10 protein-coding genes are annotated in these 14,215 nt (G+C 36.5%); 5 read left to right on the top strand and 5 right to left on the bottom strand.

Translation table 11 applies throughout. The features are described from left to right. The first annotated feature begins 353 nt into the window (after positions 1 to 353). The gene (gene glyA, locus BQ5209_RS04285; RefSeq protein WP_085247317.1) at positions 354 to 1,610 is read left to right on the top strand and encodes a serine hydroxymethyltransferase; all 1,257 of its coding nucleotides are present in this window, start codon (positions 354 to 356) and stop codon (positions 1,608 to 1,610) included. 48 nt (positions 1,611 to 1,658) lie between these two features. Here glyA and BQ5209_RS04290 read toward each other — a convergent pair whose 3' ends face one another. Next, a complete protein-coding gene (locus BQ5209_RS04290) occupies positions 1,659 to 3,836 on the bottom strand; it encodes a MerC domain-containing protein (protein WP_085247318.1) in 2,178 nt (725 codons plus the stop codon). A 195-nt stretch (positions 3,837 to 4,031) separates the two neighbouring features. Here BQ5209_RS04290 and BQ5209_RS04295 point away from each other — a divergent pair, with 195 nt between their 5' ends. Beyond that, positions 4,032 to 5,957, top strand: a complete 1,926-nt coding sequence (locus tag BQ5209_RS04295; RefSeq protein ID WP_085247319.1) for an ABC transporter ATP-binding protein — start codon at positions 4,032 to 4,034, stop codon at positions 5,955 to 5,957. Positions 5,958 to 6,054: 97 nt separating this feature from the next. Here the strand turns inward: BQ5209_RS04295 and BQ5209_RS04300 are convergent, their stop codons facing one another. Together BQ5209_RS04300 and tpx are read right to left on the bottom strand one after the other, a co-directional pair. Then, a complete protein-coding gene (locus tag BQ5209_RS04300) occupies positions 6,055 to 7,236 on the bottom strand; it encodes a sugar transporter (protein WP_085247320.1) in 1,182 nt (393 codons plus the stop codon). A 139-nt stretch (positions 7,237 to 7,375) separates the two neighbouring features. Further along, positions 7,376 to 7,888, bottom strand: a complete 513-nt coding sequence (gene tpx, locus BQ5209_RS04305; protein ID WP_085247321.1) for a thiol peroxidase — start codon at positions 7,886 to 7,888, stop codon at positions 7,376 to 7,378. Between the two features lie 284 nt (positions 7,889 to 8,172). Here tpx and BQ5209_RS04310 point away from each other — a divergent pair, with 284 nt between their 5' ends. Together BQ5209_RS04310 and BQ5209_RS04315 are read left to right on the top strand one after the other, a co-directional pair. After that, the gene (locus BQ5209_RS04310) at positions 8,173 to 8,526 is read left to right on the top strand and encodes a DMT family protein (protein ID WP_085247435.1); all 354 of its coding nucleotides are present in this window, start codon (positions 8,173 to 8,175) and stop codon (positions 8,524 to 8,526) included. A 299-nt stretch (positions 8,527 to 8,825) separates the two neighbouring features. Continuing rightward, positions 8,826 to 9,569, top strand: a complete 744-nt coding sequence (locus BQ5209_RS04315; RefSeq protein ID WP_085247322.1) for an acid phosphatase — start codon at positions 8,826 to 8,828, stop codon at positions 9,567 to 9,569. A 122-nt stretch (positions 9,570 to 9,691) separates the two neighbouring features. On the opposite strand, the gene apbC is transcribed toward BQ5209_RS04315, so the two are convergent. Then, a complete protein-coding gene (gene apbC, locus BQ5209_RS04320) occupies positions 9,692 to 10,786 on the bottom strand; it encodes an iron-sulfur cluster carrier protein ApbC (RefSeq protein ID WP_085247323.1) in 1,095 nt (364 codons plus the stop codon). 230 nt (positions 10,787 to 11,016) lie between these two features. Between apbC and metG the strand changes: the two genes are divergently transcribed. Beyond that, entirely contained in the window at positions 11,017 to 13,044 is a 2,028-nt protein-coding gene (metG, locus tag BQ5209_RS04325; RefSeq protein WP_085247324.1) for a methionine--tRNA ligase, read from the top strand. Positions 13,045 to 13,329: 285 nt separating this feature from the next. Here the strand turns inward: metG and BQ5209_RS04330 are convergent, their stop codons facing one another. Then, positions 13,330 to 14,115: an SDR family NAD(P)-dependent oxidoreductase gene (locus BQ5209_RS04330; protein ID WP_085247325.1), complete on the bottom strand. Its 786-nt coding sequence runs from the start codon at positions 14,113 to 14,115 to the stop codon at positions 13,330 to 13,332. Positions 14,116 to 14,215: the final 100 nt, after the last annotated feature.

The following is a 14,215-nucleotide window of genomic DNA, read 5'->3' on the forward strand; positions in this document are numbered from 1 at the left end:
AACTGATTTATTTAATTACGCATTTAAAAAATTAAATAAAATCAATATTATACCTGAAGGTTTTTTGACGTTTTTTCTAAAGCATTTTTTATCATTTTAATCAACAACCACCCAAAACTGTCTTAGGGTTCATATTATCCATCATGCTTGCCTCCTCAATACCATTTTTACTTGTTCATTTAATATAAATATTTTTTATAACTCTAAAAAAAGATTGAAATCACACGCTGATTAAGTAAGGATAATCGATGGTGATGTTTTTTTTACACATACATTATGTACACACCATTATGTATACACACATTGTGCAACAATGTCTTTAAGGCTGATGTAATAAAAAATAAGGAGTCAATATGTTTAGTAAAGATATGACTATTGCCGAGTATGATAAGGAATTGTGGGATGCCATTAAAGGCGAAGAGCAGCGTCAAGAAGATCATCTTGAGCTGATCGCATCAGAAAACTATACCAGCCCACGAGTAATGCAAGCGCAAGGCTCACAGCTCACTAATAAATATGCCGAAGGTTACCCAGGGAAACGTTATTATGGTGGTTGTGAATATGTTGATATTGTTGAAAAATTAGCAATTGAACGTGCTAAGACCTTATTTGGTGCTGATTATGCTAATGTACAACCGCATTCAGGTTCGCAGGCCAATTTTGCGGTTTACATGGCGCTACTAAAAACCGGCGATACTGTTTTGGGTATGAATTTGTCTGAAGGTGGGCATTTGACGCATGGTTCGCCGGTTAGCTTTTCTGGCAAGCTTTATCATATTGTGGATTATGGCGTTGATGATTCAGGACGTATTGATTATGACAAGTTAGCTAAAACAGCCCAAGAGTCTAAACCGAAAATGATTATTGGTGGGTTTTCGGCTTATTCTGGAGTGGTGGATTGGAAACGTATGCGCGAAATTGCTGATAGTGTGGGTGCTTATTTATTTGTGGATATGGCGCACGTTGCTGGTTTGGTGGCCGCAGGTGTTTATCCAAATCCTGTTCCTTATGCGCATGTTGTGACTACAACAACCCATAAAACTCTAGGCGGTCCACGCGGTGGATTGATTTTAGCTAAAGGTGGCAGTGAAGAATTATATAAAAAGTTAAATTCGGCGGTCTTTCCGGGGGCGCAAGGTGGACCTTTAATGCATGTGATTGCCGCTAAAGCGGTGGCATTAAAAGAGGCAATGGAACCCGCTTATAAAGAATATCAACAGCAAGTGGTGAAAAATGCCAAAACGATGGTTGAAGTGATTGTGCAACGTGGTTATAAAGTGGTTTCTGGTGAAACACACAACCATCTGTTTTTAATTGATTTAGTCGATAAAAATATCACAGGTAAAGAAGCTGATGCGGCTTTGGGGAGTGCCAATATTACGGTTAATAAAAATAGTGTACCTAAAGATCCACAAAGCCCGTTTGTGACATCAGGCGTGCGTATTGGTACGCCAGCTATTACTCGCCGAGGTTTTAAAGAAGCCGAATCACGCGATTTGGCAAATTGGATTTGTGATGTTTTAGATAATATTGATGACGAGCAAACCATTCAAGCAGTAAAAGACAAAGTTTTAGCTATTTGTCGCCGCTTGCCGGTTTATCAGCATTAATAGCTGATTAATTTCGCCGACTAGTGTCGGCGAAATGCTCTGTTGATTTTATTTGTCAATATTGGTGGTTGTGTCAGCTTTATTTTGAGTTTGCTCTTGATTGTGCTGCTTGATATAGTGGTCAAGGTAACCTTCATGCCATAACCATCCTGCTGTCGCTCCAACACCAAGTAAAATAGCTAACCAAAAAATAACAATCAGCTTTTGGTGGCGCTGTTTCATAGGGTCATGCAAATTACGTTTTGCATTTGTTGGTAGTTCAGCTTTGCTGGTGAGTAACCTGCCTAGCATTAAGTTGATTTTAACTTGCCCGTTAATAGCCCAGCCTGATGCTTCAAGCAGTGGTCCAAGGGTTCTTCGGCGTAATTTTAACCATGCCAAAATAACAGAAGGACCCGAAATAATCAGGAATATCCCAACAAAAAACAAAGGGAATTGCCACCAAGTGAGCGAAAAGATCGCTTGAAAAATCGAAGCTAATGCTGTGCCGATTGCGCCAACGGCTAAACCAATTGCCGCAAAAATACCGACGCTTTTGCCAATATCAAATTTATTAGCTGGGTTTTGCAATGCTTGTTCACTCGATTTTTCAACATCGGCATCTTTGCTGCTTGCCCATTTGTTAATTTGTTCGGTAATACAGCGCCCAATGCGTTGATATGGTGCCAAAATTGCTTGCTGAATACTAATTGGTTTGGTGATTATTTTAACGACATTGGCATCCCAATCATTCCCATCATTGTCGATAAACACACCATTGCGACCTTCAATTAATAAATCACCTTGCCCTGCGGTCATAGCAGCGGCAATCAATTGTTTTTGCCCATGCCGTGTACATTCACAATAAAGTAGACAAAGTTCAGAATAATTTGCCATGGTTGCGTGTTTGGCGATATTGTCAACTGCAACGCAAAGGGTTGCGCAGCGACCATCTATATAAAGATTACCTAGTTGAAAGGCAGCTCGAGTTTTTGGCGTGAAGAAGTCTGCAAAAGAGACAAAGTTAACCAGTAAACGGTAAAGATGTTTATGAAACAGGACTAATTTTTCTAACACTAGCACATCTGATGCAGATATTGGCGTTTTGTTGTCTTGTTCAACCATCTGCTTAAATTCGTTGAGTAAATCATCGTTAGCTAGATTGGTAATAGCGCTATTTGACATATCTTCTATACTGGTAGAAGGTTCAATTTCAACTGTTAATTTTGCCATTTCGGGCTTCGCGCTAATAAGAGTAGCGTAAGCTTGCAAACTTTGTTGAATATCTAGCCATTCTTGCGGTGTTAATTGATCGGGATTAGATAATGATGACGCCACTAATGTTTTAAATCGGCTGATTTTAGCTTTCCAAAGAGGATTAAGCCCATTGACGAGATCAAGCGCATTGGTTGTATCGATTTTTGATAGTGGTAATTCGGCTAAAGCTTCATCAGATAGTAATCCATTTTGTGTTGGTACAATATATTTTTCATCGACATTGAGCGCAGTTTGCGCTTGTGGAGCGTATTGTGCTAGTTCAATGCGTAAAAAATAATCATCAATTTTGGGTTTGAGTTGTTGGATTAACTTCCAAATTTCGGCGCTATTTTCACCAAATGGTGTTTGCGTGTTGCTTATTTTGGTTTGCCATTGTAACCACGTTTTTAAGTTGTCAACAAAAGTGGTGGCGATGTTTAGATCAATACCGTCTTGCCCACTCATATCTTTTTGTGCGCCGGTGGTTTGGATTGCTGTTTGAATAAACGTTTGCATTTCGGGCGATAATTCGTTTGATACGGGGAAGATTAAATCACCATTGTAAAGATTGTCAGCATTGATCTTTATGCATTGCTGTATGTCGTCTTGGGTTAAATAATCCACGTTACTTTTATTTAAGCTTGCTAAAATACTATGCGCGGTGACAGAGAGTTTATTCCCTGATGGCGTTGATGTGTCAATTTGTGATAAGGGGAGTGTTTCACTCGTTTTCAAAATACTATCAAATGAGATAATTTTATCTTCAGTCCAGCTAATAGCATCTAAAATATCAGGTATGCGAATACGTCCATCATTGTCTGAATCAAGTAGGGCTAGGGTTCGTTTATCAAAATCTAATCCTGTTGTTGGACAACTTAGCGCGACCCATAATTTAGGATCTAAATCAGGTAAATTGATAATGTCATTGGCACTTTTAAATACAACTTGATCAAGCCCACCGACACGTTGAAATGTCCACATATGACTCATAATAATCTCCACACCGAAATCTAATTAATATCTTTATTAATATAGCAGTATTTATTTTTTTTTATAGAATAGAACAGTAATTTCTAATATTTGTAAGATCTATTGGTGTATCTTTACTATTTGATTTAGCTGGCTTTGGCAACTTTATGATAGAATAATGCCTTATTACTCAATACCTAAATAAAAACCAATAATATGTCATTAATTAATCTTACCAATGCTTATCTTTCATTTAGTGATGCACCGCTACTTGATCATATTGATATGTCTATTGAACCAAACGAGCGTGTTTGTCTTGTTGGACGTAATGGTGCGGGCAAATCAACGTTACTTAAAGTGTTAAATAAAGAAGTACCATTAGATGAAGGGCAAATTATTTATGAAAATAATGTGATTGTTTCACGCTTACAGCAAGATCCTCCTCGCGATGTGCAAGGCAATGTGTTTGACTTTGTGGCAGAAGGATTACATGAACAAGCACAGTTACTCCGAGATTATTACGATTTAGCTCATCGTGTTGAACACGATCCTTGCGAAAGTAACTTGGCTAAATTAGCGAAAATGCAAGAGCAGTTAGATCATCAAAATGGTTGGCAATTAGATAGTCGTATTCGTAATGTTATTTCGTCGTTATCACTTGATGGTGATGCCTTGTTATCTTCGCTATCAGGTGGCTGGCTTCGTAAAGCTGCATTAGCCAAAGCATTAGTTTGTCAACCATCGGTTTTATTGCTTGATGAACCAACAAACCATTTAGATATTCAAACCATAAAATGGTTGGAAGAGTTTTTAAAAAGCTTTAATGGCAGTATTGTGTTTATTTCTCATGACCGTTCATTTATTCGTCAAATGGCAACGCGTATTATTGATTTAGATCGGGGTAAAATTGCCTCTTGGAGCGGTAACTACGATAACTATTTACTTGGTAAAGAAGAAGCCTTGCGCGTTGAAGAGTTGCAAAATGCGGAATTTGATAAAAAATTAGCTCAAGAAGAGGTTTGGATTCGCCAAGGTATTAAAGCACGCCGTACACGTAATGAAGGGCGAGTACGTGCATTAAAAGCAATGCGCCAAGAATATAGCGAGCGTCGCCAAGTGATGGGCAGTGCCAAAATGCAAATTGAAGAGGCATTACGTTCTGGAAAAATCGTTTTTGAGCTTGAAAATGTGACCTATCAGATTGAAGATAAGTTGCTAGTTAATGATTTTACTGTGCAAGTATTACGTGGCGATAAGATCGCCCTGATTGGTCCTAATGGTATTGGTAAAACGACGTTGTTAAAACTAATGTTAGGTAATTTAGCGCCAACATCAGGTAGCGTACATTGTGGTACAAAGCTTGAAGTGGCTTATTTTGATCAATATCGATTAGAACTTGATCCTGAAAAAACCGTGATGGATAATTTAGCTGAAGGTAAACAAGAGGTGATGGTTAATGGACGATCACGTCATGTTCTTGGTTATCTGCAAGATTTTTTATTCCCGCCAAAACGCGCCAGAACACCTGTTCGTGCATTATCAGGTGGGGAGCGTAATCGTTTATTGCTGGCTAAACTATTTTTAAAACCTAGCAATTTATTAATACTTGATGAACCGACCAATGATCTTGATATTGAAACGCTGGAATTGTTAGAAGAGTTGGTTAATGATTATCAGGGAACAGTTTTGCTAGTTAGCCATGATCGGCAGTTTGTTGATAACGTCGTTACCCAATGTTGGTTTTTTGAAGAAAAAGGACATATTGGTGTTTATGCTGGTGGTTATGCCGATGCTTTGCAACAACAGCAACAAGCACAACCGGTTAAGGTAGCGGCAGTTAATGATGTTAAACAGCCTAAAAAAGCGTTAAGCACGGCGAATAACAAAAGCAATGATCAAGCCACTAAAAAGAAAGTTAAGCTCAGTTATAATGAGCAACGAGAGTTAACACAATTGCCAAGCAAAATAGAGCAATTAGAGTTAGCCATTGCTGATTTACAAGTTCAAATTGGTCAAAGTGACTTTTTTAATCAACCCCACGAAGTGACTGGACCAATCTTACAATCTTTGACCGATAAAGAAGCCGAACTAGAGTCTGCTTTTGAACGCTGGGAACAGCTAGAGTCTTTAAGTAAATCATAAAATAAAAGCATTATTTTCAGCATTATTTATTTGGGATATAAATAATGCTGTTTTCCCATACTAAGGTTTTTATGCCATCATCTTACCTAACTGTTTTTTAAACAGCAGTTTTGTTATTCCATAATTTTCTAGAGCCGAAGCAGAATAACAATAGTGCAATGATAACAAAAATAGCACCAACAAAGCCAATGTCACCAATTGAGAGTAGAATTAATACTTTACTACCTATAAAAGCGCCTCCGCCTATGCCGATATTGTAGATTCCTGAATAAACCGATGTGGCAATATCGGTTGCATCAGGCGCTGCATCAATCACTTTGCTTTGCATGACCATGCCAATAATAGTGATCGAAAGGCCCCAGATCAAACATTGAATGATTGCAGTATAAAGTGCAAATGAACAGACATAAAGTGATAATAAACAAATGATCAATGACAACATGGGGATAACTAAAATGGCGGTTGGATTTTTTTCGGCATATCTTGCAAAAATAACACTACCAATCATGCCGGAAAAACCCACTACTAACAATAAAGCGACGATAACATTTTGATTAAATCCGCCCACATCTTTCATAAATGGCGTAATATAGGTATAAGCAGTAAAGTGACCGGCAACAATAATGGCTATTAATAGATAAATATTTAGTAATATTGGGCGTTTTAATATACTTGGAATATCTTTGATTGAAATAATATCCATGCTTGGTACAGCAGGTAATAAGCGGAGCAGTAATATCATTACGCAAAAAGCGATACCAGCAATACATAAAAAAGTCACTCGCCAGCCAACGAACTGACCTATCATTGTACCAATTGGGATCCCTAGGATGGTTGCCATCGACACGCCAATAACAATAAAGCCCATTGCTTTAGCTTTTTTACCATTGGGGGCTAATCGAACAGCAAGCGGTGTTGTAATTGCCCAAAATACCGCATGCGCACAAGCAATGCCAATTCTTGCAGCCATTAGACTGTAAAAATCCCACGCAAATCCGGCTAAAATATGACTACCGATAAATAGGCAAAATAGAAAAATAAGTAGTTTTCTTCGTTCTATTTTTGACGTTAATATCGTCAATGGTAATGATAATAAAGAAACAGCCCATGCATAAATGGTGAGTAATAATCCAGCATGAGCCACATCCATTGAAAAGCTTTGAGCAATATTGGGTAATAACCCGACAGGTACAAATTCCGTTGTATTAAAAATAAATGCAGCAAATGCAAGGCAAAGAATTGATGACCAAATGCGAGATCGGGTAATGCTATTGTTCATGATTAAGATTATGGGGGGAAGATTAGATTATGTCAGATTATAACTGAATATGTTTGTCTATTAAATAGTTGTGATGAATAAATCTTAAAGTAAACTGCCACCTTATTGGTATTAGATGGCAGTACATCATTGCTGCAATTTATACTAATGCTTTAGCTGCTGCTAGTGCTTTGTCATAATCGGGCTCTGAAGATGTTTCTTTAACATATTCAACATAAACAACTTTGTCATTTTTATCAATCACAAATACGGCTCGAGAAAGTAAGCGTAACTCTTCAATAACAGTGCCATATTTTAGACCAAAATCAAGATCTTTATGATCGGAGGTCACTTTAACAGCATCAATGCCTTCAGCAGCACAATAGCGATTTAATGCAAAAGGTAAATCAAGACTAATTGAAAATATTACAGTATCTGTTAATTTTGCCGCTTCGACGTTAAAACGGTGAACTTGGGCACTGCATACCGAAGTATCAATGGATGGAACCGAATTAATAATTCTGATTTTACCTTTAAAATCGGATAATTTAATGGGCTTCATTGCTAAATCTTGCACGATAAAATCAGGTGCGATGTCACCAACGTTGATTTTGGGACCTAACAAAGTAATCGGGGCTCCGCGCATAGTAACTTCATTAACTCTTTTTTGCATAACTGTTTCCTTGGGGTGTAATAATCGTGTTGTGAAAAATTTCAGTATTGATAGGACAACGTCTTTCAATGCATTAAAGCTTCTGTACCTATTAGCATTAATTCAATATAGAACTAAACTGACTACTGAGCAATAGTGCTATCGTGTTTTAAGTGATGAATTAGCCGATTTCAACTATTGTTAATAATGTTGTTTTGTAATGTAATTAAACCATTTCCATTTTGGATGTTTATTCGACAATGGTATATAATGCCAGTCCCTTTCTTTACTCTTATATCAACACTATGAATCAATTAATTATTACTGTTTGTTTACTGACTTTTAGTAATATTTTTATGACTTTTGCGTGGTATGGGCATTTGCGGTTTTTACATAATCAAGTTTGGCTAGTGGCGGTGTTTGCTAGCTGGGGAATTGCGTTATTTGAATATTTATTGCAAGTGCCTGCTAATCGCATTGGTTTTCAGGTTGCTAGCGCAGGTCAATTAAAGATTATTCAGGAAGTAATTAGTTTGTCTGTTTTTATCCCTTTTTCAATTTATATTTTAAAAGAGCCATTTAAGACAGACTATATTTGGGCTGGCTTGTGTCTTTTAGGTGCGGTATTTTTTATGTTCCGCGATAAGATTTTTGCTTAATTTCATGTTAAAAAACGTGATAAATATTGATCATATTTGTCACGATAATGCTCTAAATTAGCATCTCAACTATTCCACATATTGCGCGGTCAATATAATTGTGATGCCTATCACATTAAAAATAATCAATCTTTATTAAGATGTTATTGTATTATATCACTCAACAACCATTGATATCTTGCTGACCATATCATGTCATTATTTCATATGAAATTGTTGATTAGTTAAGTGTTATTTAAGCGTTTTTGTTTTGATAACATGTTTTGATCTTTATCCCTTATTTGTATAAGGAGAGGTATATGCAAAAAAAAATTTTTTGTTCGTTATTTGTTGTTTTTTTTATGTGTTCAAATGTTAATGCCAGCAATATTAAAGATGTAACAACTGATCCACAAGATTTTTATCTTAAAGAAGATCAATCTCCGAATAGTTTATTTTTGTTACCTCCGCCCCCTTCTTTTAATAGTATTGATTTCCTTAGAGATAAAGCGATGTACGATTGGGGTAAGTCTGTTCGTCATTCTCAACGAGGGCATCAAGCCTATTTAGATGCTGATGCTAGTAAGGATAATGTAGCTAAACAGTTTTCACCTGCTTTTGGTTTTGACATTTCTGTAACTAATACCCCCGAAATTTATAAACTGATTACAACCATGAAAGAAGATGCCGGTGATCTGGCGACGCGTTCTGCTAAAAATTATTATAATCGAGTTAGACCATTTTCATTTTTTAACGAGCCAACTTGCCGCCCAGAAGATGAAAAAACGTTATCAACCAATGGTTCTTATCCATCAGGCCATACCACAATAGGATTTGCTATTTCACTAATACTTGCCGAAATTAATCCTGAAAAACAAAATGAAATTTTAAAGCGCGGTTATGAAATAGGGGAAAGCCGGGTTATTTGTGGTTATCATTGGCAAAGTGATGTTGATGCAGCAAAGTTTATGGCAGCGGCCGTTGTGGCACAACTACATACAAACTCGGCATTTATACAACAATTAGCTAAAGCCAAGGAGGAGTTTAACCATTTAAAAGACTAAATACTGGATAAGCTAACAGATTACCATTTGTTATTTATATATTTTATATTATTAAAATTATGCAAATTCGACCTTAATATATTGGCTGTTTATAGTTATCAGCCAATATATAAATTTTTAATTTATACAGTTTTAAAAGAGATATCAGGCAAAATTGCTTCGCCTTGCCAATATAGTTCACTGGCAATACGCTCAGCAATTTGGCAATAAAGTTGGTTAAATTCGCTATCAGGGTGGCTAATAACAGTAGGTTGCCCTGTATCGAGATCTTGGCGTAATATTTTATGAAGTGGTATTTGTCCGAGCAATTTTGTTTGATATTGCTCAGCTAGACGCTGTGCTCCACCTTCTCCAAAAATAGCTTCGTGATGACCACAATTTTCGCAAATGTGATAGCTCATATTTTCAATAATGCCTAGCGTTGGGATGTTGACTTTATTAAACATGGTCATGCCTTTTTTGGCATCAATTAATGCGATATCTTGTGGTGTACTGACAATAATTGCAGCCGTTACTGGAATACTTTGTGCTAGGGTTAATTGGATGTCCCCAGTTCCTGGAGGCATATCAATAACCAAATAATCAAGTTCAGGCCATAATGTATCTTGTAATATTTGTAGTAATGCCTTGCTTGCCATTGGTCCTCGCCATACCATGGCGCTATCTGGATCGACTAAATAACCAATAGAGTTACTGGCTAATCCGTGTGCCATAATAGGGGTCATGTGTTTATTGTCAGGTGTTAACGGTTGCTGTTTTTCTGTGCCTAACATGGTTGGAATTGAAGGTCCATAAATATCCGCATCTAAAATACCTACTTTGGCGCCTTGTTTTTGTAAAGCTAGTGCAAGATTGACAGCTGTTGATGATTTGCCCACGCCACCTTTGCCAGAACTTATGGCGATAATATTTTTGACATTGTTAATGGCATGTTGGTCATTAGCGCGTTTTAATGTAGCAATTTTATAGTCAATGTGCCAGTTAACGTCATTAATGCCGTTAAGCTTTAGTAATTTTGGGGTGGCTATTTTTTTTAACTCATCAAAAGCGTTTTGCCAAGCAAAGGGCATGGCTAAGTGGATAGATAAGCTTTGATTAACTAATTCGCATTTTGTTACTGCTCCAAGTTCAAGCAAGTTTTTTTGTAAGGTTGAATGAGTAAAATTCTCAAGAATATTTTCTACTTCAATGTTCATTATTATTATCTCGTTGTACATTAATATTTATACTTGCTTCATTTCCCATGCTCCTCCTTTAAAGAGGTGGAACATAATCAATGGCAAAGGTGTAAAAAGTCTATTATTTTACATTTTCGAAAAAAGATTATTTGCCATCTACAAAGTGAATCGAGTATAGAAATTTCATCAAATTATGGCATAAATCTAGCGATAATCCCACGATTGATGTACTATTTCTGCCATTATGTAATAAAGGGTAATAAATCAACATGACAACTCAACGCAAAATATTGGTGACTTGCGCACTGCCTTATGCCAATGGTGCAATTCACTTAGGTCATATGCTTGAACATATTCAAGCTGATGTATGGGTACGTTATCAACGTATGCGTGGTAATGAGATCTATTTTATCTGTGCTGACGATGCGCATGGCACGCCAATTATGCTCAAAGCACAACAACTTGGCATTACGCCTGAACAGATGATTAGTGAAGTGAAAACTGAGCATCAGCGTGATTTTGCGGGATTTAATATTAGTTATGATAATTACCATTCAACTCATAGCTCAGAAAATCGTGAAATATCAGCGCAAATTTATAAGCGTTTAAAAGCCAATGGTTATATTAAAACCAAAGTCATTTCACAGCTATTTGATCCTGAAAAACAGATGTTTTTGCCAGATCGCTTTGTAAAAGGTACTTGTCCACGTTGTAAAGCCCCAGATCAATATGGTGATAACTGTGAAGTGTGTAGTGCAACTTACAACCCGATTGATTTAATTAATCCTAAGTCTGTGGTTTCAGGGGCGACGCCAATTTTAAAAGAGTCAGAACATTTCTTTTTCGATCTGCCGGCTTTTTCAACTATGTTACAAGAGTGGATTCGCTCTGGAACACTACAAGAGCAAGTCGCTAATAAAATGCAAGAGTGGTTTGAATCAGGCTTACAGCCGTGGGATATTAGCCGTGATGCTCCTTATTTTGGTTTTGAAATCCCTGATGCGCCAGGTAAATATTTTTATGTCTGGTTAGATGCACCAATTGGTTATATGGGCTCTTTTTTAAACTACTGCAATACACAAAATAAACCAATTTTTGATGAGTTTTGGAATAAAGATTCAAGCACTGAGCTTTATCACTTTATTGGTAAAGATATTGTTTACTTTCATAGTTTATTTTGGCCGGCAATGCTAGAGGGTAGCGAACATCGCAAACCATCGAATATTTTTGTGCATGGCTATGTGACTGTTGACGGCGCAAAAATGTCTAAGTCGCGAGGTACTTTTATTCAAGCAAGTACCTATCTAAAACACTTAGATCCTGATTGCTTACGCTATTATTATGCCGCTAAGCTGTCACCACATATTGATGATATTGATTTAAATTTAGAAGACTTTGTTCAACGTGTAAATAGCGATTTAGTTAATAAAGTTGTTAATATTGCTTCACGTTCGGCTGGATTTATTTATAAACGCTTTGACGGCAAATTATCGGATAATGTAGCTGAACCTGCACTTTATGCGTATTTTGTTGAAAAATCTCAAATCATTGCTAATTATTTTGAGCAACGTGAATTAGGTAAGGCGATTCGTGAAATTATGGCACTTGCTGACGAAGCTAATCGTTATATTGATGAAAAAGCGCCATGGGTAGTTGCTAAACAAGAAGGGCAAGATCAAACATTGCAAGATATTTGCTCAATGGGTATTCACCTATTCCGTATTTTAATGACCTATTTAAAACCAATAGTGCCTTCATTAGCTGAGCGAACAGAAGCATTTTTAAATAGCAAATTAGAATGGAATACCATTGCTAATGCGTTAACTAGCCATAAAATTAATCAGTTTAAAGCCCTATTTAACCGTATTGATATGGATAAAATTACTGCCATGATTGAAGAAACAAAAGAGCAAGCTGCCCTAGCAACACCAGCTAAAACAAATGTTGCTGAACCTATTGCTGATACGATTAATTTTGACGATTTTGCCAAAGTTGATATGCGTGTTGCTTTAATTAAACATGCTTGTTTTGTTGAAGGATCCGATAAATTACTCCAGTTGACGCTTGATATTGGTGATGAAACCCGTAATGTGTTTTCAGGCATCAAGCAGTTTTATCCTGATCCAGAAGTACTAATTGGGCGTTTAACCATTATGATTGCCAATTTAGCGCCTCGTAAAATGCGATTTGGTGTTTCAGAAGGTATGGTGCTTTGTGCCAGTGGTAAAGATGATGGTGACGGCGTGTACTTGTTATCGCCAGATAGTGGTGCTAAACCGGGAATGCGCATTTCGTAATTTTTATTCTTATCATGCAAAAATGCATCTTAGCAAGTTAATGTGCTTGTTAAGATGTTTTATAAAACGACGTGTTTTAGTATAACAAGTTGATCTGTTTACATTGTTGGATAAAGCAACATAATAGATAGCCATTGAAATAAAAAATATCTGAAAATTAAATTAATTGACTACGTCTCTATTTTATCGAAATTTGCAATCAAAATAACGATTGCCCAAGCTCAGTTTTGTTAAACTTCATATTTTATTGTTCTATTTAACATTGCTTGTAAATTCGTTATTTCCTTACTTTTGATTTTCTGACGGATTTCCTGAATAAGGAAATATGCTGTCTTTTAGTGAAAAAGAGAAATCATTTGTATTAATCTCACCAATCACTTTGTTGCTATCGTATAAAGCCAGTAAAAAATCGGCCATTTGCTTTGCTGTATGGTACTTGGTAAAACTTGCATCATAATTGTAGTTACTGACATTATTGGCTTTTTCACCAAATTCTGTTTTTGTCGCGGCCGGAGCTAACACCTTTGCGGTTAATTGGGCGTTAGCTTGCTTTAATTCTTGTGCTAGCCCTTCGGTAAAGGCATTGACATAGAATTTTGTTGCGCAATAGGTTACCGCATTAGGAACGAGTGTATATCCACCACGGGAGGAGATGTTTATTAGTTGTGTCCCAGATTCATTTTGATATTTACGTACATACAGTGTTGAAAAAATTGTTAGGACTTCAATATTTAAATGAAGCATTGATTCGATTTTTCCTAAATCTTGATCGCTAACACTGCCGTAATGACCAAAACCGGCATTATTAATCCATGTTTCAATAAAATAGTTGTCTAAATCATTAAAAAGGGAATAAGCGTTGGTTGGTTGTGATAAATCACAAAGTTTTATAATTACTTCTAATTCTGGGGAAATTTTTGCAATTTCTTGTTGTAAAAGTGCCAAATTTTCTTGTCTTCTTGCAATAACAATAAGGTTTTTATTTCGTTTTGCAAAAGCAATAGCTGTTGCATAACCTATGCCTGAACTTGCGCCGGTTATGACGGTATATTTTTTATGTGTATTGGTCATTTTTATTTCCTCTAATATTTTAAATATCTGTATTTAATTAAAAGCATTCAAACTATTAAATATATGATAAATATAACTTTATTCTACTGGAAGGTGGACT

It is taken from the genome of Gilliamella mensalis, assembly GCF_900103085.1.
GTDB classification, from domain to species: Bacteria; Pseudomonadota; Gammaproteobacteria; order Enterobacterales; family Orbaceae; genus Gilliamella; species Gilliamella mensalis.

Coding starts and splice junctions, on each gene's coding strand:
- BQ5209_RS04295 (WP_085247319.1), top strand. CDS start 4,032: ATGTCATTAATTAATCTTACCAATGCTTATCTTTCATTTAGTGATGCA.
- glyA (WP_085247317.1), top strand. CDS start 354: ATGTTTAGTAAAGATATGACTATTGCCGAGTATGATAAGGAATTGTGG.
- apbC (WP_085247323.1), bottom strand. CDS start 10,786: ATGTACAACGAGATAATAATAATGAACATTGAAGTAGAAAATATTCTT.
- metG (WP_085247324.1), top strand. CDS start 11,017: ATGACAACTCAACGCAAAATATTGGTGACTTGCGCACTGCCTTATGCC.
- BQ5209_RS04310 (WP_085247435.1), top strand. CDS start 8,173: ATGAATCAATTAATTATTACTGTTTGTTTACTGACTTTTAGTAATATT.
- BQ5209_RS04330 (WP_085247325.1), bottom strand. CDS start 14,115: ATGACCAATACACATAAAAAATATACCGTCATAACCGGCGCAAGTTCA.
- BQ5209_RS04300 (WP_085247320.1), bottom strand. CDS start 7,236: ATGAACAATAGCATTACCCGATCTCGCATTTGGTCATCAATTCTTTGC.
- BQ5209_RS04290 (WP_085247318.1), bottom strand. CDS start 3,836: ATGAGTCATATGTGGACATTTCAACGTGTCGGTGGGCTTGATCAAGTT.
- tpx (WP_085247321.1), bottom strand. CDS start 7,888: ATGCAAAAAAGAGTTAATGAAGTTACTATGCGCGGAGCCCCGATTACT.
- BQ5209_RS04315 (WP_085247322.1), top strand. CDS start 8,826: ATGCAAAAAAAAATTTTTTGTTCGTTATTTGTTGTTTTTTTTATGTGT.